At 73.6% G+C, this 22,120-nt stretch carries 19 protein-coding genes; 8 read left to right on the plus strand and 11 right to left on the minus strand.

Translation table 11 applies throughout. The features are described 5' to 3' along the window. Positions 1-7: 7 nt before the first annotated feature. Positions 8-1,081 carry an efflux RND transporter periplasmic adaptor subunit gene (locus tag AC0IW9_RS18850; RefSeq protein ID WP_471649832.1) on the minus strand — a complete coding sequence of 358 codons (1,074 nt, stop codon included), beginning with the start codon at positions 1,079-1,081 and terminating at the stop codon, positions 8-10. Between the two features lie 291 nt (positions 1,082-1,372). Here AC0IW9_RS18850 and AC0IW9_RS18855 point away from each other — a divergent pair, with 291 nt between their 5' ends. Next, entirely contained in the window at positions 1,373-2,752 is a 1,380-nt protein-coding gene (locus AC0IW9_RS18855; protein ID WP_471649833.1) for a cytochrome P450, read from the plus strand. A 228-nt stretch (positions 2,753-2,980) separates the two neighbouring features. Then, positions 2,981-3,976: a polysaccharide pyruvyl transferase family protein gene (locus AC0IW9_RS18860; protein ID WP_471649834.1), complete on the plus strand. Its 996-nt coding sequence runs from the start codon at positions 2,981-2,983 to the stop codon at positions 3,974-3,976. Here the strand turns inward: AC0IW9_RS18860 and AC0IW9_RS18865 are convergent. The 10 genes from AC0IW9_RS18865 to hrpB all read right to left on the minus strand — a co-directional run bounded on the left by AC0IW9_RS18865 (position 3,973) and on the right by hrpB (position 15,330). Next, positions 3,973-5,001: a D-2-hydroxyacid dehydrogenase gene (locus AC0IW9_RS18865; protein ID WP_471649835.1), complete on the minus strand. Its 1,029-nt coding sequence runs from the start codon at positions 4,999-5,001 to the stop codon at positions 3,973-3,975. The two genes, AC0IW9_RS18860 and AC0IW9_RS18865, sit on opposite strands and share 4 nt — an antisense overlap. A 24-nt stretch (positions 5,002-5,025) precedes the next feature. After that, positions 5,026-5,811, minus strand: coding sequence for a class II aldolase/adducin family protein (locus tag AC0IW9_RS18870; RefSeq protein WP_471649836.1), 786 nt, complete (start codon positions 5,809-5,811; stop codon positions 5,026-5,028). Between the two features lie 79 nt (positions 5,812-5,890). Then, the gene (locus AC0IW9_RS18875) at positions 5,891-6,694 is read right to left on the minus strand and encodes an enoyl-CoA hydratase/isomerase family protein (RefSeq protein WP_471649837.1); all 804 of its coding nucleotides are present in this window, start codon (positions 6,692-6,694) and stop codon (positions 5,891-5,893) included. Beyond that, the gene (locus AC0IW9_RS18880; protein ID WP_471649838.1) at positions 6,675-7,781 is read right to left on the minus strand and encodes an acyl-CoA dehydrogenase family protein; all 1,107 of its coding nucleotides are present in this window, start codon (positions 7,779-7,781) and stop codon (positions 6,675-6,677) included. Before AC0IW9_RS18880 ends, AC0IW9_RS18875 begins: the two co-directional genes overlap by 20 nt. Next, a complete protein-coding gene (locus AC0IW9_RS18885) occupies positions 7,778-8,836 on the minus strand; it encodes an acyl-CoA dehydrogenase family protein (RefSeq protein WP_471649839.1) in 1,059 nt (352 codons plus the stop codon). The genes AC0IW9_RS18880 and AC0IW9_RS18885 overlap by 4 nt, the downstream gene beginning before the upstream one ends. A 77-nt stretch (positions 8,837-8,913) precedes the next feature. Further along, positions 8,914-9,174 carry a hypothetical protein gene (locus AC0IW9_RS18890; RefSeq protein WP_471649840.1) on the minus strand — a complete coding sequence of 87 codons (261 nt, stop codon included), beginning with the start codon at positions 9,172-9,174 and terminating at the stop codon, positions 8,914-8,916. 94 nt (positions 9,175-9,268) lie between these two features. Continuing rightward, positions 9,269-10,699, minus strand: a complete 1,431-nt coding sequence (locus AC0IW9_RS18895) for a sensor histidine kinase (RefSeq protein WP_471649841.1) — start codon at positions 10,697-10,699, stop codon at positions 9,269-9,271. A gap of 26 nt (positions 10,700-10,725) precedes the next feature. Next, a complete protein-coding gene (locus AC0IW9_RS18900; protein ID WP_471649842.1) occupies positions 10,726-11,406 on the minus strand; it encodes a winged helix-turn-helix domain-containing protein in 681 nt (226 codons plus the stop codon). Between the two features lie 135 nt (positions 11,407-11,541). After that, positions 11,542-12,615, minus strand: coding sequence for a S1C family serine protease (locus tag AC0IW9_RS18905; protein WP_471649843.1), 1,074 nt, complete (start codon positions 12,613-12,615; stop codon positions 11,542-11,544). 195 nt (positions 12,616-12,810) lie between these two features. Then, positions 12,811-15,330 carry an ATP-dependent helicase HrpB gene (gene hrpB, locus AC0IW9_RS18910; RefSeq protein ID WP_471649844.1) on the minus strand — a complete coding sequence of 840 codons (2,520 nt, stop codon included), beginning with the start codon at positions 15,328-15,330 and terminating at the stop codon, positions 12,811-12,813. Between the two features lie 190 nt (positions 15,331-15,520). Here hrpB and AC0IW9_RS18915 point away from each other — a divergent pair, with 190 nt between their 5' ends. The 6 genes from AC0IW9_RS18915 to AC0IW9_RS18940 all read left to right on the plus strand — a co-directional run bounded on the left by AC0IW9_RS18915 (position 15,521) and on the right by AC0IW9_RS18940 (position 22,071). Next, positions 15,521-15,748 carry a hypothetical protein gene (locus tag AC0IW9_RS18915; protein ID WP_471649845.1) on the plus strand — a complete coding sequence of 76 codons (228 nt, stop codon included), beginning with the start codon at positions 15,521-15,523 and terminating at the stop codon, positions 15,746-15,748. 60 nt (positions 15,749-15,808) lie between these two features. Further along, complete coding sequence (locus AC0IW9_RS18920; RefSeq protein ID WP_471649846.1) at positions 15,809-16,189, plus strand: hypothetical protein; 381 nt, start codon at positions 15,809-15,811, stop codon at positions 16,187-16,189. A 58-nt stretch (positions 16,190-16,247) separates the two neighbouring features. Continuing rightward, a complete protein-coding gene (locus AC0IW9_RS18925) occupies positions 16,248-18,296 on the plus strand; it encodes a protein-disulfide reductase DsbD family protein (protein ID WP_471649847.1) in 2,049 nt (682 codons plus the stop codon). A 98-nt stretch (positions 18,297-18,394) separates the two neighbouring features. Continuing rightward, positions 18,395-19,357: a lysophospholipid acyltransferase family protein gene (locus AC0IW9_RS18930; protein ID WP_471649848.1), complete on the plus strand. Its 963-nt coding sequence runs from the start codon at positions 18,395-18,397 to the stop codon at positions 19,355-19,357. 174 nt (positions 19,358-19,531) lie between these two features. Continuing rightward, complete coding sequence (miaB, locus tag AC0IW9_RS18935; protein ID WP_471649849.1) at positions 19,532-20,986, plus strand: tRNA (N6-isopentenyl adenosine(37)-C2)-methylthiotransferase MiaB; 1,455 nt, start codon at positions 19,532-19,534, stop codon at positions 20,984-20,986. Then, entirely contained in the window at positions 20,983-22,071 is a 1,089-nt protein-coding gene (locus tag AC0IW9_RS18940) for a PhoH family protein (protein WP_471649850.1), read from the plus strand. Before miaB ends, AC0IW9_RS18940 begins: the two co-directional genes overlap by 4 nt. Positions 22,072-22,120 lie beyond the last annotated feature (49 nt).

A 22,120-nucleotide genomic window follows, 5' to 3' on the forward strand; every position in this document is an offset into this window, starting at 1 on the left:
GGTGCGATCAGCCCCCGTAGACTTCGGTGAGTTCGGCCAGCAGGGACAGGATGCCGCGGGTCGCCACCTGGTCGTCGGGGGCCAGGTTGGCGCGGATCGAGACGATGCTGGCGGTTTCCGAGATCACCACCACCGGCCGGGCGCGGAAGCCCTGCTGGCTGCGGAGGAAGACCCAGGACTGCCCGGCATGGCGCACCACGGCGCCGGAGGGCAGCCGCCACTGCGGGGTGCCGTTGGGCCGGAGCGCGACGCTGGCGGTGACCACCTGGCCGGGGCGGATGGCCTCGGCGCCGTCGGTCACCTCGACGATAGCCGAGAGGGATTGCGTGGCCGGGTCGACGCTGCGGCCGAGCCGCACCACCTCGCCCTGGGCCGGGGTGCCGGGGATGCTGACGCGGGTGCCGGGGGAGATGGCGGCGGCCTGGGCCAGCGGCATCTGCAGGGTGATCCAGAGCGGATCGAGCCGGCCGATGCTGAAGAGCGGCGCGGCGGGGGCGATGCGCTCGCCGGCGGTGGTGCGGATCTCGAGCACCACACCATCCTCCGGCGCGGTGACGACCAGGGCGGGGGCCATCACCCGCTTCTCCCGCAGGGTGCGGATATCGGCCTCGGCCATGCCGAGCAGGGCCAGCATCTGCTCGCGTTCCTGCAGCGTGGTGCGGGCATAGACGTGGTCGGCGCGGGTGGTCAGCAGGCGGCGCTCGGCGATGATGCGCTCGCGGTGCATCTGCTCGTCGCGCCGCAGCCGCTCGGCCGCCAGCTGCTCGGCGGCCAGGGCCTGGAGATAGGTGCGCTGCGCCTCCAGCAGGTCGGTGCTGCGGAGCCGGGCGATGGGCTGGCCGGCGGTCACCGCCTCGTTCGGGCCGACCAGCAGGGCCTCGACCAGGCCGGCGGCGGGGGCGGCGACGACGCGGAGCTGCTGCGGCGGGACGCTGACGGTGCCGGGCAGCACGGTCTGGGTGGTGCCGGCATCGGCCTCGACGCGCGTCACCTCGATGCCGGCGGCGCGGTACTGCCGGTCGTCGAGGCGGATCACCACCTCGTTCGTCGCCGGCTCCTCCGTCTGGGCCCGCAGCGGCACGAGGGGACTCTGGGCAAGCAGCAGAGCGCACGCGAAAAAGGGTGCGCCAAAACGAATTCGCACGGTCAAGCCTCCGATGGGACGGGAGGCGCACGGCTCAGCGCCCGGGTTTGCAGGGCCGCGCACGACCATGCATCGGCTCAACAGGTCCCGCTTGGGGGACAGGCCACCTTTGCGGGTGGTCTACAGCGCCGGCCGACCCCGCGAAAATGGACGATCCGTAAGGTTTTTCAACCCCTGCCGATCAAGCCGGGCTTGCCCTACACATCACGCTCGCGCGAAGGAGCCCGCATGACCCTCTCCAGCGGGGCTCGCCTGGGCCATTTCACCCCGCCCTACCCGGACCGCCCGACCGCGAAGCTGCCTCTGCCGGAGTTGCTGGCGCGGGCGCGGCGCAGCTTCCTCGAGGTCTGGCAGGATGGGCATTTCGCCCAGGATGTCATCCCGACGCGGGTGCTGGCGCAACGGATGCTGATCTGCAACAGCCCGGCAAGCGTGCAGCAGGCCTTCATCGACAATCCGGCGGCGCTGGAGCGGAAAAGCCCGCAGATGCGCCATGCGCTGGAGCCGCTGCTGGGCGACGGGCTGTTCATCTCCGACGGGCTGGTCTGGAAGGAACGGCGGCGGACCGTCGCCGCCGTCACCCACCCGTCCCGGCTGGAGGCGCTGGTGCCGGTGATGACCGGGCTGGCCGAGGAACGCCGGGCGGCCTGGCGGGCGCGTCCCGCCGGCGCGCCGCTGGATCTGCTGGCGGAGATGGGCCACCTGACGGCGGAGGTGATCTGCGCGACCCTTTTCGGCCGGCGGCTGGGCGGAGCCGGGGCGGCGACGGTGGTGGAGGCCTTCCGCCGCTACCAGGGGCGGGTCGGCAACATCGACCTCGCCTCGCTGGCGGGGCTGCCGGACTGGTTCCCCCGCTTCCGCGCCGGGCTGACGCCGGAGGTGCGGCGCATCCATGCGGTGGTCGATGGGCTGGTGGCCGGCGCGCTCCGCGGCGGCGAGCCTTCGCTGATCAAGGCCATGGCCGGGGCGGCGCTGCCGGGCAGCGGCCGGCCGATGGATGCGGTGGCCTGCCGCAACGAGGCGGCGACGCTCTTCATGGCCGGGCACGAGACCACGGCCAATATGCTGGCCTGGTCCTTCTACCTGCTGTCCCAGGCACCGGAGGCGGAGGCGCGGCTGGCGGCGGAGGCGCGGGCGGTGCTCGGCGGCCGGGCGGCGGGCTGGGACGACCTGCCGCGGCTGCCCTATGCGCGGGCGGTGCTGGACGAGGCGCTGCGGCTCTATCCGCCGGTGCCGCTGCTGGCGCGGCAGGCGCAGGCACCGGTGGAGATCGCCGGCCATGCGGTGGCCCGGGGCACGCTGGTGGTCGTGGTGCCCTGGCTGCTGCACCGGCACCGCGGCTTGTGGGAGGCGCCGGATGCCTTCGCGCCGGAGCGGTTCCTGCCGGATGCGCCGGAGCGGGTGCGGCACAGCTACGTGCCCTTCAGCCTGGGGCCGCGGGTCTGCACCGGCATGGGCTTCGGCCTGGCGGAAGGCGTCATCATGCTGGCGACACTCTGCCAGGAATTCCGGCTGCGGCTGGCGCCGGGGGCGAAGGTCTTCCCGGTCTGCCGGCTGACCCTGCGGCCGGGGGACAGCCTGCCGATGCTGCTGGAGCGGCGGGGCTGACGGCGAGGCGCTCGCCTTCACTCCGGAATTCGTATCCTTTTGAAAGCAACAATTCCTGGCGGCGCTGCCCAATCGTGACGGTCGGCCGGCTTACGAATGGCGACATCGTGAAGTAGAACGCATGAACCGACGCCGCATTCATGTGCGATTTCGGAATGAAATGGCGCCGCGATGCCTCGGTGGACTGCCTCCGAGGCTTGCGGCGCAAGCCGGAGTCGCGGCGGTTCGATGCATAGCCATTATCCCGACCTGGATCATGCCATCCGGCGCCTGGGCGGCCGGGTGCCGCTGGCCTGGGCTCGCAGCACGCCAGGCTGCGCCGCGAAATTCGGCGATACCGCCAGCGCCATCGTGGTCGCCGCCCTCAGCGGGCTGGTGCCGCTGCCGCAGGCCTTCGACGACCCGACCATCCGGCTGGCGGCGGTCGGCACCATCGGCCAGGCGATGCGCTTCGGGACGGCGCATCTCTGGGGCAGCGGGGTCGATCCCCGGCGGCGGGCCTTCGGCCGGCTGGAGGCCGATTTCGCCGCCGCGCCGGATACCACCTATGTCGTCCATGCGACGCGCGGGCCGCATAGCCGGCGGACCCTGCTGGATGCCGGGCTGCATGCGCCGCCGATCTATGGCGACGGCGCCTGGTTCCTGCCGCGCATCCTGCCGGGGCCGGTGGAGAAGCGCCACGAGCTCGGCGTCATCCCGCATCTGTCGGAGCTGGAGGGGCTGCAGCCCAGCGCCACCTCCCGCCACCCGCGCCATGCCGGGGGCGAGGCGGATGGGGTGCGGGTGATCTCGACCCTGCATGCCCCGGATTTCGCCGCCTTCCGGGCCAAGTTCGAGGAGATCCAGGCCTGCCGGCGCATCGTCAGCTCCAGCTTCCATGGGCTGATGCTGGCCGAGGCCTGCGGCATCCCCTGCCTGTATTTCCCCTATGGCACGCCCGGGGCGCGGATGGAGCCGATCGCCGGCGCGCCGACGCATGTCGACAACCGGCTGAGCGACTTCTACTGCGGCGCCGGGCGCGACAGCATCGCCACCTATGCCCAGCCGGCGACGCTGGCGACGCCCTGGGACGCGGTGATCGCGGCGGTGGACCGGCTCTGGACGCCGCTCGAGCATCGGGGGGTGGAGACCTTCCTGGAGGCCTTCCCGCTGACCCGGCGTTTCGGCCTCGACGATGCGCAATGGCCGCTGGCGGAGGCCTCGACGCAGGGCGTGGCCTTCTAGGGCAAGGGCTGCGCCTGGTTGCGCAGCGGCGCGCCCCGCGCCCAGCGCTGCAGGTTCTCGCAGAACTGGGCGGCCACCCGCTCCGGCAGCCCGTCGCTCGCCGCCGCGCTATGCGGGGAGACGATGACATTGGGCAGGTCCCAGAAGGGGCTCGCGGCGGGCAGCGGCTCCATCGCGAAGACATCGAGGAAGGCGCCGGCGAGGTGGCCGGAGCGCAGCGCGGCCAGCAGGTCGTCCTCCACCGCCACGCCGCCGCGGGCGACGTTGACCAAGTGCCGGCCGGGCGGCAGCAGCGCCAGGGCGCGGGCGTCGATCAGGCCGCGGGTGGTGGGGGTCAACGGGCAGGCGAGGATCAGCCAGTCGGTGCGCGGCAGCCAGTCCGGCAGGGCGGCGAAGGGGGCGGTGGCGGCGAAACCCGGCGGCGGCGGGGCTGCCGCGTCGCGGCGGATGCCGATGGGGCGCAGGCCGAAGGCGCCGCAGAGCCGGGCGATCTCCTGGCCGATCGGGCCGGTGCCGAGGATGAGGGCGGTCTGGCCATCGACGTCGCGCGGCTCGGCCCCGGCGTACAGCGGCTCCCAGGCATGGCGGCGCTGCGCCTCGGCGATGCGGGGCAGGCCGCGGGCGAGTGCCAGCAGGCCGGTGACGGCGGTGGTCGCCACGGCGCTGGCGCTGGCGCCGGCGGAGTTGGTCAGGATCAGGCCACGGGCGAGCATCGCCTGGTAGGGCGCCATGTCGGTGCCGGCGGAGAAGGTCTGCACCCAGCGGAGGTCGGGGCTGGCGGCCAGCAGGTCGAGGAAGCGCTGGAAGCGGGCGGTGAGGTTGAAGCGGGTGCCGCCGACGAAGAGGTCGCGGGTGATGAAGGCGGCCTCGATGCCGGCGGTCTCCGGCAGCGGGCCCTCCGGCGGGACCGGGACGAGCACGACGGACGGCACGGCGGCGCGGATGCGCTCACCGTGCCGCGCCGCGGCAACGTCAGAGAGCAGAAGACGCAGGCGCCTGCCCGGCCGATTCACGGCTTCGGGCATGCGCCCTCCGCCGATCGGACGGGGTCAGTCACGGTAGCTGGGGTCGATCCGGTCCAGCTTGCGCAGCAGCGCCGGCCAGTCGAGCACGCCGAAGGGGCGGCGGGTCTTCGGCTGGTAGTTCTGGTAGGTCTTCTCGACCACCTCCTCCGGCACCTTGATCATCGGGCTGTTGCAGGACATGGCGGCGATCTGCGTCTTGCAGGACAGCTCCAGCCGGTGCAGCGCGTTGAAGGCCTCGGCGATGGTGTTGCCGACGGTCAGCAGGCCGTGGTTGCGCAGGATCATCGCGTTGTTGTCGCCGAGGTCGGCGACCAGCTTGTCCTGCATCTCGAGGTCGAGCACGACGCCGCCGAAGTCGTGGTAGCTGATATGGGCGAAGCGCATGCTGGTCTGCGTGTTGGGCAGCAGGCCGCATTCGAGCGTCGAGACCGCCATGCCGGCCCAGGTATGGGTATGGGCGACGCAGGCGATCTCGTGCTTGGCCTTGTGGATGGCTGAGTGGATGACGAAGCCGGCGCGGTTCACACCGTAGTCCTGGCCGGGGAATTCCGGCTTCAGCAGGATGTTGCCGTCGTAGTCGATCTTGATGAGCGAGGAGGCGGTGATCTCCTCATACAGCATGCCATAGGCATTGATGAGGAAGGCGTCCTCGCCGGGGACGCGGACCGAGACGTGGTTGGCGATGAGGTCGTTCATCTCGTAGTGCGCGACCAGCCGGTAGCAGGCGGCGAGGTCGACGCGCGCCTGCCACTCGGCCGGGCTGACCTTGTGGCGCATCGAGGGGATTCGGTATTCGGTGCTGTCGAGCATTGTTCGGGGATCCTTACCTTGGGGGGGGTACCGGCGTGGCGCTATCCGGCACCCAAGACGGTCGATTGTCCAGATGCGATCAGCGACCCTTGAACTGCGGCTTGCGCTTGGCGGCGAAGGCGGCGGTCGCCTCGCGGTGGTCGTCCGTCGCGCCGACCACGGCGGCGCAGCTCGCGGCCATCGAGAGCGCGTCGCGGAAATTGCTGGTCTCACCCTGCTGGACCAGGCGCTTCATCAGCCGGATGCCGACGGTCGGGCCATTCGCCAGCCGCTCCGCCACCGAATAGGTATGGGCCATGAGCTGGTCGTCGGGCACGCATTTGTTCACCAGGCCGATCCGCTCGGCCTCCGGCGCGCCGACGAAATCGCCGAGCCAGAGCATCTCAAGCGCCTTCGGCCGGCCGACCAGCCGCGGCAGCATCCAGGCGCCGCCGTCGCCAGCGACGAAGCCGACCTTGATGTAGGTCTCGGCGAAGCGGGCGGATTCGGCGGCGAAGCGCAGGTCGCCCATCAGCGCCATGTCCATGCCCGCACCGGTCGCGGCGCCGTTGACGGCGACGATATAGGGCTTGTCCAGCTCCATCAGCGTCAGCGGGATGCGGTGGACGTGGTCGGTCAGGTACTTCGCGCGGTCCCAGGGCTGCTGGCCGCCGGCGGTATTGGCCGCCATGCGCTTGACGTCGCCGCCGGAGCAGAAGATCCGGCCGGCGCCGGTCAGCACCACGGCGCGGATCGCGTCGTCCAGGATGCATTCGCGCAGCGCCCGCTCCCACATCCCGAGCATCTCGGTGGTGAAGGCATTGCCGCTGTCGGGGCGGTTCAGGGTGATGGTGGCGATGCCGCCGGTGGTCTCGAACAGCAGCTCACTCGTGGTCTCGGTCATGGGCAATTCCTCCGGGGGTGCTTTCTCTGGCCGGCATCCTGCCCCCATCCGCGAGCAACGGCCACAGGCCCCCCTCCCCCGCCGCATGCGCCACGGCGGCGATGCGGCGGGCCCAGAGCTCCTCGGTGCCGTACTCGCCGGCCCAGGCCCGCAGCCGGGCGGCGAGCGGGCCGAGCGGATGGTCCGCCGCCAGGGCGGCGGGGCCGAGCAGGCGGGTGGCGAGCGACGCGCCGCGCATTGCGGCCAGCGAGACGCGGAGCTTGGCGCAGCCGATCTCGAAGCCCGCCGCGCCACGCCCGGCGGCCGTGGTGGCGCCTTCCAGCACCGCGCGGGCGATGGCGGCCTCGGCCGCCAGCTCGGCCAGGACCGGGGCGACCTGCGGTTCGGTCAGCGGCCGGCGGCCATCGGCCCGGCGCAGCTTCAGCACCGCCTGCACCAGGGCCAGCAGCCGGTCCAGCACACCGACCATGGCCGCGGCGCGGAACAGGGCGCCGAGCTCGAACAGCCCCTCGGCCGACAGCCCCTGCCCCGGGGCGCCGGCCGCCAGCACCGGGGTTTCCGCCAGCAGCACCTGGTCCCGCGGCTCACCGGCCCGGTTCAGCCCGCCCTCGCCGATGGCCGGGCGGCCGGTGAGGATGGTGCGCGGCCCCTCCGGCGTCGCCAGCACCAGCACGGCCGCGGTCGCGTGGCGGGCCCAGGGCAGCGCGGGCAGCAGGCCGGACAGCAGGCCCCCGGCGAAGCCGCAGGATGGCGGTTCGGCGGTGGCGGGGCCGAGGCTCAGCGGGCCGAGCGGCGGGGCCATGCCGGCCAGGGCCAGGGCATATTGGCCGAGCAAGGTTTCCGCCACCGGCAGCGGCGCGGCATGGCCGGCGCAGATCCGGGTCAGCGCCAGCAGCGGCGCCAGGCCGAGCGACAGCCCCCCCGCCTCGGCCGGCAGGCCGGCGCGCAGCACCCCGGCGCCTTCCAGGCTGGCCCAGAGCGGGCCGGGGAAGCCGCCCTCGGCCATGGCGGCCAGCAGGTCCGGCGTGACGGCGGCAGCGAGCAGGCGGTCGGTACGGCGGACCAGGGCGGCCTCGGCGGCGTTCAACGGAAGCTCCGGCGGCGGTCCAGCTGCAGCGGGTCCTGCGGATTCCAGGCGGCCGCGGCCTCGGCGGCGCGCAGGGCCTGGAGCATGGCGGCATCGGGCGGCAGCCGCTGGGCGGCGTCCAGCACCGCCTCCGCCTGGGCCGCGCCGAGCCGGGCGAGCCAGGCGGCCTCGGCCGCCGGCACGTCCCGTGCGGCCTGGTCCTGGGCCAGGCAATGCAGCGCGAAGGCTTCCGCCACCAGCCGGCCGGTGGCCTCGGTGGGAGTGGCGGCAAGGCAGGCGAGCAGCAGCCAGTCGCGCATCCAGCCCTCCGGCCCGCCGCGAAGCGCGGCGGCGACGGCCAGCAGGGCGGGCAGGCCGGAATCGGCCGCGCCGATCAGCCGGTCGCCGGCGAGGAAGACGGCATCGAGCGCCACCTCGGCCGGCAGCGAAAGGCCGGAGTCCTCCGCCGCCAGGGGCCGCACCGTGACCCCGGGCAGGGCGAGATCCAGCAGGAACAGGCCGAAGCCGCGCTGCCGGTCGGCGGGGTCCGGCTGGTCCTGGGTGCGGGCCAGCAGCAGCAGGCGCTGGGCCTCCCTGGCATCGGCCACGGGGAATTTCCGGCCGGTGATGCGCCAGCCGCCGGCGACCGGCATGGCCCGGCAATGCATCGCCAGCGGGTCGGGCGAGACCGCCGCTTCCTCCACGCCGAGGCAGAGGCCGAGCCGGCCGGCGGCGATGCGCGGCAGCAATTCGCGCTGCTGCGCCGGGGTGCCGAACTGCAGCAGCAGGGGCCCGAGCAGCCGTTCCGCCGCCCAATGCGCCCGGAGCGGCGCGCCCTGGGCCAGCAGCTCCTCCGCGATCACCAGGCGGTCCAGCCGGGTGCCGCCGAGGCCGCCGAACGCGGGGGGCCAGTCCACGCCGATATAGCCGCGGGCGCCGAGGCGGGCGGAGAAGCCTGGATCGGCATGGGCGAAGCTGCCAGCGAAGCGGTCCCAGCCGCCGCGTGCGGCCTCCCCGCGCAGGAAGCGGCGGAGGTCGCGGCGCAAGGCGCCGTCGGTCCCATCGAAGCCCTCCATGCGCCTGCCCCCACCCTGTGGCGGCAGATTACACGCGCATGGCGAAATGTTGAGCCTGGACCGTCAACCCCGGCGCATTAGGGCGTCGCCTGGGCGGCACGCACGGCGCGGCGCAGCTTGGCGATGCCGGTGCGGACATGGCCATTGCCGCAGAGCCGCACGCCTTCCGCCGCGAGGGAGCGGGAGGGCTCATGCGAAGCCGCCGGCATGGCGGCCAGCCGGGCGGCCAGGCTGCCGCAGTATTCCGCGGTATCGGTGGTGACGCGCGGCCCCGGTTCCGCCGTGGCGGAGACCGCCAGGATCAGCAGCAGCGCCGGGGGCGTGAGGAGGCTTTGCATGGAGCGCCATGATGGCGCGAGGCGGCTGATGCCGCGGTGGGCGGCGGATGACGCTTCGGTCATGGGCTTGCAGCCGTGCATCCCCGGGTGCCGATCAAGGTTCGGGCAACAGCAGGACGACGCGCAATCCGGGGGGCTGACGGCCGGGCACCGCATCCTCCAGCCGGACCTCGCCGGCATGCAGATGCGCCACCGCCTGCACCAGCGAGAGGCCGAGGCCGGAGCCCGGGGTGGCGCGGGCCTTGTCGGCGCGGAAGAAGCGTTCGCCGGCATGGCTGCGGTCATCCGGGGAAAGCCCCGGCCCGTCGTCGGCGACCGCCACCTCCACCCCCTTGGCGACGCGGGCGGCGCAGAGCTGCACCGTGCCGCCGGCGGGGGTGAATTTGATGGCGTTGTCCAGCAGGTTGGCGACGGCCTGGAGCAGCAGGTCGCGGTCGCCCACCAGGTCGAGCCGCTCCGGCAGGCTGGTCACCAGCCGCTGGCCGCGGGCCTCGGCCGCGACCTCGTAGATCTCGGCCGCATCGGCCAGGACCAGGCTGAGGTCGAGCGGGGCGAAGGCGGCGCGGCGGGCGCCGGCCTCGGCCTCGGCGATGCGGAGCAGGGCCTGGAAGATGCGGCTGATGGCATCGAGGTCGGCGATGCCCTGCTCGACCGTGGCCCGCAGGGCGGGCTCGTCCGGGGCATCGGAGAGCGCGTCCTCCAGCTTGGCTCGGGCCCGGGCGATGGGGGTGCGGAGGTCGTGGGCGATGGCGTCGGAGACGCCGCGCACGCCCTCCATCAAGGTGCCGATGCGTTCCAGCATGGTGTTCAGGGTCTGCGCCAGCCGGTCGAATTCGTCGCCCCGGCCGGAAAGGGCGACGCGGGAGCCGAGATTGCCGCCGGCGATGGCGGCGGTGGTGGCGAAGACCGGCCGCATCCGCGCCTGCAGGGCATGCCGCAGCAGCCAGGCGCCGAGCAGGGCGAAGAGCACCACCGCGCCGGAGGCCCAGAAGACGCCCTCGGTCAGCAGCCGCCGGAGCTGCTCGCGCTCGGATTCGTCGCGCCCGACCAGCAGCTGCAGGCCCGGCAGGTCGAGCCGGTGCATGCGGGCCTCGGCGGCGAGGCCGTCATGCAGCACCCGGGTGCGGAACCAGGCGCCTTCCGCGGGCAGGCCGGCCGGCCAGCGGTCCAGGTTGCCGGCCAGGCGGCGGCCGCCCTCGGCCTCCATCAGCAGGTAGATGGCCTCGTTCTCGACATCGACGGCGAGGCGCTCCTCGATCGCCTCGGCCAGGCCGGTGGCGCCGGCCTCGCGCCAGCGTTCGGCCAGGGCGATGGCATCGGCGCGCACCGCGGCATCGGTCTGCCGGTCCAGCGCCCCCGCCGTGGCCCACCAGAGCACCGCCACCAGGGCGATGGCGGCGGAGGCGAACATGGCGGCGAAGAGCAGGGCGAAGCGGAAGCCGGCGCTTTTCAGCAGCCGCGGCGGGCCGAGCGCCAGGTTGGGCGATCGGCCCGCCGCGGCGGCGGAACGGGGGACGGTCCCCATCGAGGCCCGCCGCCGCATCGTAAGGCTCAGGGCTCCGCCCGGATCATGTAGCCGGCATTGCGGACGGTATGGATCAGCGGCTTGTCGAAGCCCTTGTCCAGCTTCTGCCGCAGGCGGGAGACATGGACGTCGATGACGTTGGTCTGGGGGTCGAAGTGGTAGTCCCAGACCTTCTCCAGCAGCATGGTGCGGGTCACCACCTGGCCGGCATGACGCATCAGATGCTCCAGCAGGCGGAATTCGCGGGGCTGCACATCGATGCGCTTGGCCGCCCGGGTGACGGTGCGCGACAGCAGGTCGAGCTCGAGATCGGCGACGCGGAGCTTGGTGGCGGGGGCATCGACCGAGGGACGGCGGCCGAGGGCCTCGACCCGGGCCAGCAGCTCGGCGAAGGCGAAGGGCTTGGACAGGTAGTCGTCGCCGCCGGCCTTCAGGCCCTTCACCCGCTCATCCACCGCCGACAGCGCCGAAAGGAAGAGCACCGGGGTGCGGTTGCCCTGGCTGCGCAGCGTCTCCACCAGCCGGACGCCGTCGACGCCGCCGGGCAGCATGCGGTCCAGCACCAGCATGTCGAATTGCTCGGAGGCGGCGAGGAACAGGCCGTCGCGGCCGTTGGTGGCGTGTTCCACCGTATGGCCGGCCTCCTGCAACCCCTTCTTGACGAAGCGGGCGACCTCGGCGTCGTCCTCGACCAGCAGAATCCGCATGATGTCCTGATCCTTGTCCGGACGTTTCTTTAAAGCTTTTCCCGGCGGGGCGGAAACGCCCGAAAGCCGGCGGTTGATTGCAAAGCCACCATGCAGCGAAACTCGGTCACTCTGGCTCGGTCAGCTCTGGCCTGGTCAGCTTTGGCCGGGGCGGCGGCCGACCTGCACCGGCATCTCCCGCTCCCGCCCCTCCCGCAGCACGGTCAGCCGCAGGGTCTGGCCGGGCGGGATCGCCGCCACGGTGCGGACCAGGGCGCGGGAGGTCTCGATCCGGTCGCCGTTGATGGCGACGACCACGTCGCCCTGGCGCAGCCCGGCCCGGCCGGCGGGGCTGGTGCGCTCCACCGCCGCGACCAGCACGCCGCGGCGGGTGGTGCGGCCATCCTCCGGCACCAGGTCCTGCACCGAGACGCCGAGCCAGCCGCGCTCGACCCGGCCATCCCGCCTGAGCTGCTCGACCACCGGGCGGGCGAGGTCGGAGGGAGTGGCGAAGCCGATGCCGGCGGAGGCACCGGAGGGCGAGTAGATCGCGGTATTGATGCCGATGACCTCGCCGGCCGCATTGAACAGCGGCCCGCCGGAATTGCCCGGGTTGATGGCGGCATCGGTCTGGATGAAGTCGTCGAAGGGCCCGGCACCGATCTCCCGCCCGCGGGCGGAGACGATGCCGGAGGTGACGGTGCCGCCGAGGCCGAAGGGATTGCCCGCCGCCAGCACCCAGGAGCCGACCCGCGCGGCGGAGGAGACGCCGAAGGCGACCGAGACCAGGGCCCCGCGGGGATCCACCTTCAGCAGCGCCAGGTCGGTCAGCTCATCCGTGCCGACCACCCGGGCGGTCAGCTCCGTGCCGTCCTGCAGGGCGACCACCACGCGGGTGGCGCTGCCGACGACGTGGTTGTTGGTAACGATGAAGCCGGCCGGGTCGATGACGAAGCCGGAGCCGGCGCCGGTGACCTCCTGGCGGCGGTTGCGCAGCCGGTCGCGGAAGTAGCGCTCCAGCGGGGTGCCGCGCACCTCGGGCGGCAGTTGCGCCGCGGCCTCGCTGGTGACGGCGATGTTCACCACGGCGGGCAGCACCCGCTCCGCCAGGTCGGCGAAATCCGGCAGCAGGCCGCGCTGGGCAGCGGCGCGGGTGGTGGGGCCGGCGCAGCCGGCGAGCAAGGCGGTGCCGAGCAGGCCCAGGTGGCGGCGCGAGAGCTGGGCGGACATGGCGGGGACGATCCTTGGCATCGGGGGGCGCTGCTGGTGGTGGCGCGGAGCATGGGCCGGTTCAGTCCTAGGGCCCAAGCCGGCGGTGGGCCTCATCAAAGTCTGGGCAGATGGATGCGATCCTTCAACCTCCCCTAGCCATCTCCCCCCGGCCATCTTCCCCCGGCCATCTCCCCCGGCCCATTGGGCCGCGGATCAGCCCCCACGCGGCGGGCGGGGCGGATCGGGCGGCGCGGTGGCCGGGTCCTCCGGCCAATTGTGCCGGGGGTAGCGGCCGCGCATCTCCTTCCGCACCTCCACCCAGCCGCCCTGCCAGAAGCCGGCGAGGTCGCCGGTGACGGCGATCGGCCGCCCGGCCGGGGAGAGCAGCGCGACCTGCAATGGCACCCGGCCCTCGGCCAGCGGCGGCAGGCGGGTGAGGCCGAAGAGGTATTGCGGCCGCGACTCGAGGGTCGGCGTATCGCCGGTATAGTCGATGGCGGCGCTGCGGCCGGCGGGCAGCTCCAGCCGGGCGGGCAGCGCCGCGTCCAGCCGCTGCCGCCGCGCCCAGGGCAGGCCGGCGAGCAGCAGGTCCGGCAGGTTCAGCCCGGCGAGCTCGGTGAGGCGGGAGCGGCCGTGCAGATGCGGGGCGAGCCAGTCCTGCACCGTGGCGGCCAGCGCGGTGTCGCTCGCATCGGGCCAGTCCTCGCCTTCGACGCGGCGCATCCAGCCCAGCCGGGCCTGGAGCTGCCGGGCCGCCGGGGTCCAGGGCAGGTCGCGCAACCCGCGGTCCGCGACGGCCGCGGCCAGCGCCGCGGCGACCACGCCGGGGTCGGGGTTGGGCAGCGGCTGCTCCTCCAGCACCAGCGGGCCGAAGCGGAGGCGGCGGCGGGCGAGGACCGCCCCGGTGCGGGCATCGAAGGCAGCGCCCTCGTCGCGGATGAAGCGGGCGGGGAAGCGGGCCTCCAGCACGGCGCGGTCGAGCGGCGCGGCCATGCGGATGCGCGCCTCGGTGCCCTGGAGCTCGAGGTCGGCGACGGCGAGCAGCGGTGCCTTGGCCAGGGGGTCGGTGCTGGCCAGCCGCGCGCCCTGCCCCGACGCGAGCCGGAAGGCGCCGGCCATGACGCCGCGCATGGCGGCGATGCGGTCGGGGAAGCCGGCGGCGAGCAGCGCGCCGGGGTCGCCGTCGGGCATGGTCGCGCCATGCACGCCGAGGCGGCGGCGGTGCAGCGCAACGGCACGGCGGATGCGCTGGATGGCCGGGCGGTCGGCATTCGGATGGTCGCCGCCGTGCAGCAGGTCGAGGCGGAGGGTGATGTCGCTCGGTGCCTCCTTCCCGCGGATCGGGTCGCGTTCCTCCAGCAGGGCGGCGAGGTCGGCGGCCAGCGCCTTCTCCCCCTCGGTCTCGGCGGCGGCCAGCATCCGGGCCAGCCGGGGATGGGTGCCGAGCCGGGCCATGCGGCGGCCGGTCGGGGTGACGGCGCCGGCGGCATCCAGCGCGTCGAGGTCGGTCAGCAGGGCGCGGGCGGCGGCGAGCGCCCCGGCCGGCGGCGGGTCGAGCCAGGCGAGGTCGCCGGGCGCGGTGCCCCAGGCGGCGAGGTCGAGCGCGAGCCCCGAAAGCTCCTCCTCCAGGATGGCCGGGCGGTCCTGCGGGGCGAGGCCGCGGTGCAGCGCCTCCGACCAGAGCCGGATGGCGACGCCGGGGGCGGTGCGGCCGGCGCGGCCGGCGCGCTGCTCGGCGGCGGCCTTGCTGATGCGGACGGTGACGAGGCGGGCGAGGCCGGTGGCGGGGTCGAGGCGCGGGGTGCGGCGGAAGCCGCCGTCCACCACGATGCGGACGCCAGGGACGGTCAGCGAGGTCTCGGCGATGGAGGTGGCGAGGACCACCTTGCGGCGGGGGTTCGGGCCAAGGTTGGGGTTCAGCGCGCGGTCCTGCTCGGCGGGCGGCATCTCGCCATGCAGCGGCAGGATGTCGGCGTCGAGGCCGGTGAGGCGTTCGGCGGTGCGGCGGATCTCGCCCCAGCCGGGGAGGAAGGCGAGCACGTCGCCCTGGTGCGCCTTCAGCGCAACGCGGATGGCGCCGGCCATGGCCTCGGGCAGGTCGCGGGCATCGGCCAGGTCGCGCGGGCGGTATTCCTGGGCGACGGGCCAGGCGCGGCCGAGGCTGCTGACCACCGGCGTCTCCGGCCCCAGCAGCCCGGCGAAGGCGCCGCCGTCCAGCGTGGCGGACATGGCCAGCAGCCGCAGCTCCGGCCGCAGCGCCTGGAGATCGAGGCAGAGGGCCAGGGCGAGGTCGGTGTCGAGGTTGCGCTCATGCGCCTCGTCGAAGAGGACGGCGCAGACGCCCTCGAGGCCGGGGTCGGATTGCAGGCGGCGGACCAGCAGGCCTTCGGTCACCACCTCGACCCGCGTCGCGGCGGAGATGGCGCGGTCGAGCCGCGTGGCGAGGCCGATGGTCTGGCCGGGGGCGCTCTCGCCCAGGATATCGGCCATGCGGCGGGCGGCGGCGCGGGCGGCGACGCGGCGGGGCTCCAGCACCAGGAGCTTCTGCCCGGCGGCCCAGGGCTCGGCCATCAGCACCAGCGGCACCAGGGTGGTCTTGCCGGCGCCGGGCGGGGCGATGAGCACGGCATTGGGGCCGGCGCGGAGCGCGGCGGTGAGGGCCGGCAGCGCCTCGGCGACGGGGAGGTCCGCGAGCGGGCCGAGGGTGGCGGCGAAGCCTGGGACGGGGGGCATGGGGCGGCATAGTCCGGCCCGGCGCGGGGCGCAAAGCCGCGGGCCGGACAAGGGTTTGCCGGTGGGATCGCGGCCCTCGGCGAGGCTTCCAGAGATTCAGCGTCCGGTTGCAGGAATCATGCAGGTTTCCCTTGATCGCAGCAATGTGAACGTATACTTTATCCTCATAGCGCAAACGTGAGGACCGGCCATGCAGCCCAAACTCCGCCGCCTTCCCACCGCCACCGCCGATGCCGCCGAGCTGCGGCGCCGGTCGCTTGGGGCGATGCTTGCCCATAAGCGCCGCTGCCGCGACGCCGGGCCGCCGGATGCGGCCGACCTGGATCGCATGCTGCGGGCCTTCCACGAGAATGGCGGCGCCATCACCCGCTGCCCGACGGCCTATGTGCTGCCGGTGCAGAACGGTGCCGGCGGCTAACGCCCACCACCGAACGGCCTAATCCCCCCGGCTGGCCCTCTGTCCGTAACGGAATCCCTCATGTCCTGCGTCATCCCCTTCCCGATCCGCCGCCCCGCTGCCGAACAGGCACCGCCGGGCCGTGCCCATGGTCCGGGCCAGACGGCCAAGCGCGCCGATGTGGCGAGCCTGGCTGCCCGGCTGCAGCGGCTGGAGCGCAGCGCCAGCGTCGACGAGGCGAAGATGGAGGAGTTGGTGGATGCCGAGCTGGCGGTGCTGGACGCCCTGGGGACGACCCAGTCCAGCCATCTCGGCGAGGTGGCGCTGAAGCTCGCGGCCCTGCTGCGCCGGGCCGAGGCGGATGACGAGGGGCTGCTGCCGGAGGGCGAGATGACGCTGCTGCGCGGGGCGCTGCGCGACCTGCGCCGGCTCGGCCGCCAGCAGGTCGCGGTCCAGGCCTGACGGCCAGGCCGCGATAGGGCCTTGCGGAAGGGGCGCCGCGTCCCGTTCTATCCGCCGCATGCGCGCCCTTCTGTTGCTTCTTGCCCTGCTCGGCGTCCCGGTCGCCGAGGCGGCGGAGAGTCCCGCCATCCGTTCGCCCCGGGCGACCGCCACCCTGGTGGCGGATCGGCTGGTGGTGGCGCCGGGGGAGGAATTCCGGCTCGGCCTGCGGCTGCGGCTGGCGCCGGGCTGGCATACCTATTGGCGCAATCCGGGCGATGCGGGGGCACCGCCCGAACTGTCGCTGACCTTGCCGGCGGGCGGTTCCGCCGGTGCCATCGAATGGCCGGCGCCGCAGCGCATCGCGACCGGCCCGCTGGTCAGCTTCGGCTACGAGGGCGAGGTGCTGCTGCCGGTCCGCGTCACCGCGCCGGCCACGGGCGGCAGCCTGGCGATCGAGGCCGAGGCGAGCTGGCTGGTCTGCGCCGAGCTCTGCATCCCGGAGGAGGGGCGCTTCCGGCTCGAGCTGCCGATGGCGCCGGCCAGCCGGCTCGACCCGGCGCTGGCGCCGCTGTTTACCACGGCGGAGGCGGCGATCCCCCGCCCCTCCCCCTGGGCCGCGCGGGCGGCGCTGGCGGGGGGCCGCGGCAGCCTGACGCTGACCGGCGAGGGCCTGTCCCCGGCCAGCCTGCGGGAGGCGAGCTTCTTCCCGGATGAGGGCGGCCTGCTCGACAATGCCGCGGCACAGCCGTTGCGGCTGAGCGAGGGCGCGATGACGCTGGGGCTGGCGCGGCCGGAAGGCGCGGCGCTGCCGGCGACGCTCGGCGGCGTCGTCACCCTGGTGGATGCCGCCGGGGTGCGGAGCGCCTATGCCGTGGCCGCCCCGGTCGGCGGGATGCCGGAGACGGCGACGGTCGAAGGCCTGCCGCTGTGGCAGGCGCTGGCTTCGGCCTTCCTCGGCGGGCTGCTGCTGAACCTGATGCCCTGCGTCTTCCCGATCCTGGCGATGAAGGCCATGGCGCTGGCAAAGCTGTCCGGTGCGGCGCATGCGACGGTGCGGGCGCATGCCGCGAGCTATACCGGCGGCGTGCTGCTGAGCTTCCTGGCGCTGGCCGGGGTGCTGATCGGGCTGCGGCAGGCCGGGGTGGCGGCGGGCTGGGGCTTCCAATTCACCGCGCCCGCCTTCGTCGCGGCGCTGGCCTGGCTGATGCTGGCGGTCGGGCTCAACCTCTCCGGCGTCTATGCGCTCGGCGGCCGGCTGGCCGGGGCGGGTGGGAGCCTCGTCGCGCGCGGCGGCCATGCCGGCAGCTTCTTCACCGGGGCGCTGGCGGTGCTGGTGGCGACGCCCTGCACCGCGCCCTTCATGGCGGCGGCGGTGGGCACCGCCCTCGCTTTGCCGCCGCCGGCGACCCTGGCGATCTTCCTGGCGCTCGGCCTGGGGCTGGCGGCGCCCTATGGGCTGCTGGCCTTGGTCCCGGGGCTGGCGGGGCGGCTGCCGCGGCCGGGGGCCTGGATGGAGGCGCTGCGCCAGGGCCTCGCCTTCCCGATGTATGCCGCCGCCGCTTGGCTGGCCTGGGTGCTGACCCAGCAGGCCGGGCCGGATGGGCTGCTGCTGGTGCTGGGCGGCGCCGTGCTGATCGGCTTCGCCGGCTGGGCCTGGGGCCTCGCGCAGCGCAGCGCCGGCGGCGGCCGCTGGGCCGGGCGGGCGCTGGCCGGGGTCGCGGGCCTCGCCGCCCTGGCGCTGCTGCCGGCGCTGGGCCCGGCGCCTGCCAGCCCCGCCAGCGGCGATGCCGAGGCCTGGTCGTCCGGCCGCGTCACCGCGCTGCAGGCCGAGGGTCGGCCGGTCTTCGTCAACCTGACCGCCGCCTGGTGCATCACCTGCAAGGTGAACGAGCAGCTGGTGCTGCGGACCGCGCCGGTGCAGGCCGCCTTCGCCGCGCGGAACCTGGCCTATCTCAAGGGCGACTGGACCCGGGGCGATGCGACCATCGGCGCCCTGCTGCGCGAGCATGGGCGGGAGGGCGTGCCGCTGTACCTGGTCTATCCGGCCGGGGGCGGCGCGCCGGCGGTGCTGCCGCAGGTGCTGACGGAAGGGATCGTGCTGCGGGCGCTGGACCAGCCCGGCTAGGGGCTTCCCCAAATGCGGTGGGCGGCGGGCAACAATCACGCTCCCGTCCCGAAGCCGACATTGCGGCGTCACGGAACGCGGGCTATCCGCTGATCCCCATGGAAGCAGTCGCACGCGCCCCGATCGACGCCCTCCGCCCCCGCCGGCTGCGGCGACGCAAGCCGCTGCGCTTCAAGCATGGGTTGCCGGGCGGGCGGCTGTTCGATGTCTTCGAGGAGCGGCCGCTGGGGGGGCGGTTCCGGGCGGTGCGGCGGATCACGATGCTGCTGCTCTGGACGCTGGTCGCCATCCCGGTCCAGGCGGCGCTGCTGCTGCTGCCGGGGCGGCCGAAGGTGGTCTTCGCCCGGGTCTATCACAGCGTGCTCTGCCGGCTGCTCGGCCTGCGGGTGCATGTGGTCGGCACCCCGGCGACCGAGCGGCCGACGCTGTTCCTCTCGAACCATTCCTCCTGGCTCGACGTGCTGGTGCTGGGCGGGGTGCTCGAGGCCTGCTTCGTCTCCAAGGCGGAGGTCGGCACCTGGCCGCTGATCCGCACCGTGGCGCGGCTGGGCCGGACGGTCTTCGTCAGCCGCAGCCGGGGCCGCACCGGCTCCGAGGCGGATGGCATGAAGGCGCGGCTGGCGGCGGGGGACAGCCTTATCCTCTTTCCTGAGGGCACCAGCAACGACGGCGCCCGCACCCTGCCCTTCCGCAGCTCCTTCCTGGCGACGGCCGGGGCGGCGCGGCAGGTGCAGCCGGTATCCATCGTGTACGACCGGCTGGGCGGGCTGCCGGCCTGCCGCCGCGACCGGCCGCTGTTCGCCTGGTACGGCGACATGGAGATCGGCAGCCATGTCTGGCGGCTGGCGCGGCGCAGCGGGGCCCGCGCAACGGTCCTGCTGCACGATCCCTTCGACCCGGCGGCGATGCCGGACCGCAAGGCGATGGCCCTGGCCACCTGGGCGACGGTCTCGGCCGGGGCGGACCGGCTGCGGCAGAATCGCCCGGCGGAGCCGCTGGCGACCCTGCCACGCCGGCCTGTCCAAACGATATCCATGGCCGGTGACGAAACCGTCGCTTGACCCGGCCGGTCCGGCTGGCCGAGCCTGATGGCATCATGCGAATCCTTCTCCCGCCCCGGGTGATCCCGGGCCCCTTCGCCGCTTGACCCGGAGGCATCGCCTGCGCATCTGCGCAAGCGGGGCCGACGCCGCGGCGTCGGAGGTGCGGCCAGGGAAGTGGAGCGGGTTGCGGGCATGATGGAGTCTTCGGAGGGCGCCGGTTCTGCGGGTGGCCCGGGGCGCAAGCGCCTGTTCATCCGCACCTGGGGCTGCCAGATGAATGTCTACGACAGCACCCGCATGGCGGATGTGCTGGCCCCCCTCGGCTATGCCCCGGCCGAGAGCGCCGAGACGGCCGACATGGTCATCCTCAATACCTGCCACATCCGGGAGAAGGCGGCGGACAAGCTGTTCTCCGAGCTCGGCCGGCTGCGGCTGGTCAAGCGCGACCGCGAGGCGGCGGGCCAGGGCCTGGTGCTGGCGGTCGCCGGCTGCGTCGCCCAGGCCGAGGGCGCCGAGATCGCCGCGCGTGCCCCCTGGGTGGATATCGTGCTCGGGCCGCAGACCTATCACCGGCTGCCGGAGATGGTGGCGCGGGCCAGCCGGGCGGCGGGGGCGGTGATCGAGACCGAATTCCCCGTCGAGCAGAAATTCGACCACCTGCCGGTGCCGGCCGCGAGCCAGGGCGTGACCGCCTTCCTGACGGTGCAGGAGGGCTGCGACAAGTTCTGCTCCTTCTGCGTGGTCCCCTATACCCGCGGTGCCGAGTATTCGCGCCCGGTGGCGGCGGTGCTGGCCGAGGCGAAGCGGTTGGTGGCCGCCGGGGCGCGGGAGATCACGCTGCTTGGGCAGAACGTGAATGCCTATCACGGCGAAGGCCCGGGTGGCGCGACCTGGGGGCTGGCGCGGCTGCTGCGCGAATTGGCGGAGACGCCCGGCCTGCTGCGGCTGCGCTATACCACCAGCCATCCGCGCGACATGGACGACGATCTCATCTCCGCGCATGGCGAGCTGGCGGCGCTGATGCCCTACCTGCACCTGCCGGTGCAGTCGGGCTCCGACCGGGTGCTGGCGGCGATGAACCGCGGCCATACCGCCGCCGAGTTCCGCCGGGTGGTGGACCGGCTGCGGCGGGCGCAGCCTGATCTTGCGCTGTCGTCCGATTTCATCGTCGGGCATCCCGGCGAGACCGAGGCCGATTTCGCCGCGACCATGGCGCTGATCGAGCAGACCGGTTTCGCCATGGCCTATAGCTTCAAGTACTCGTCCCGCCCGGGCACCCCGGCCGCGGCGGCGCCGCTGCCGGTGGCGGAAGCCGAGAAGGATGGCCGGCTGCAGGCTTTGCAGGCCCTGCTGCGCGACCAGCAGGATGCCTTCAATGCGTCCCGCGTCGGGCTGACCTTCCCGGTGCTGTTCACCGGGCCGGGGCGGCATCCGGGCCAGATGATGGGCCGGTCGCCCTGGCTGCAGCCGGTGCATCTGCTGGGCGATTCGTCGCTTATCGGCCATGTGGCGCCGGTGCGCATCCTGGCGGCGCATACCAATTCCCTCTCCGGCACGCTGGTGACCCAGGCCGGGGTCGCCGGGGCGGGGCATGACCCGAGCCAGCCAAAAACAAGCCTTCGAGCAGAGGAGCCCGCGCCCGCTTGAACAACGCCCCCATCGTCTTCCGCGCCGGGGAAGGCCGCGCCGCACGGCCGGCTTCCCCTCCCCCAACCTCGCCGGACCAGCGCACCGTGACGCTGCAATTCGACGACAACGCCTTGCTTCCCCTGCTGTACGGGGAACACGACCGTCATCTGGCGCGGATCGAGCAGCGATTGGGGATAAGGCTCGGGTCGCGCGGCAACCGATTGACCATCGGCGGCACGTCCGAGCAGACCGAAGTGGCGGAAGCGGCGTTGCGGTCCTTGTGGCGGCGGCTGGAAAAGGGCCAGCCGGTGGGCACGGCCGAAGTGGAGGCAGCATTGCGCATGGCCGAAGGCGGCGCCGAGAACGATCCGCGCCTGCCGCTGCAGGACCGGCCGGAGATCCGTACCCGCAAGGCGGCGATCGCCCCGCGGACGCCGGCACAGGCCGCCTATATCGATCTGCTGTCGCGGCAGGAAATGGTCTTCGGCATCGGCCCGGCCGGCACCGGCAAGACCTATCTGGCGGTCGCTCAGGGCGTCGCCCTGCTGCAGGCCGGTCGGGTGGACCGCATTGTGCTGTCCCGCCCGGCGGTTGAGGCCGGGGAGCGCCTGGGCTTCCTGCCCGGCGACCTGAAGGAGAAGGTGGACCCCTATCTTCGCCCCCTGTATGACGCGCTGCACGACATGCTGCCGGCGGAACAGGTCGCGCGGCGGATCACCTCGGGGGAGATCGAGATCGCCCCGCTGGCCTTCATGCGGGGCCGGACCCTCGCCCATTGCTATGCGATATTGGACGAGGCGCAGAACACGACGCCGGCACAGATTAAGATGTTCTTGACCCGCATGGGGGAAGGGACACGGATGGTGATCACCGGCGACCCGACCCAGGTCGATTTGCCGGCGGGGCAGAAAAGCGGGCTGAGCGAGGCGCTCCGCATCCTGGATGGGGTGCCGGGCATCGGCGTGGCCGGCTTCGACGAACGCGACGTGGTGCGGCACCCCTTGGTGGCGCGGATCGTTGCGGCTTACGGGCGGGCGGATGGACAGGCTGCGGAGCAGGCTGGCCGGGGGCCCAAGAAGGAACGCGATGGAACCGGAAAGTAGTCGTCCCGAAGGCCTGGATGCGGAGGACCCCCTCCATCCGGCTTTCGGG

It is taken from the genome of Belnapia sp. AC561 (assembly GCF_979252845.1).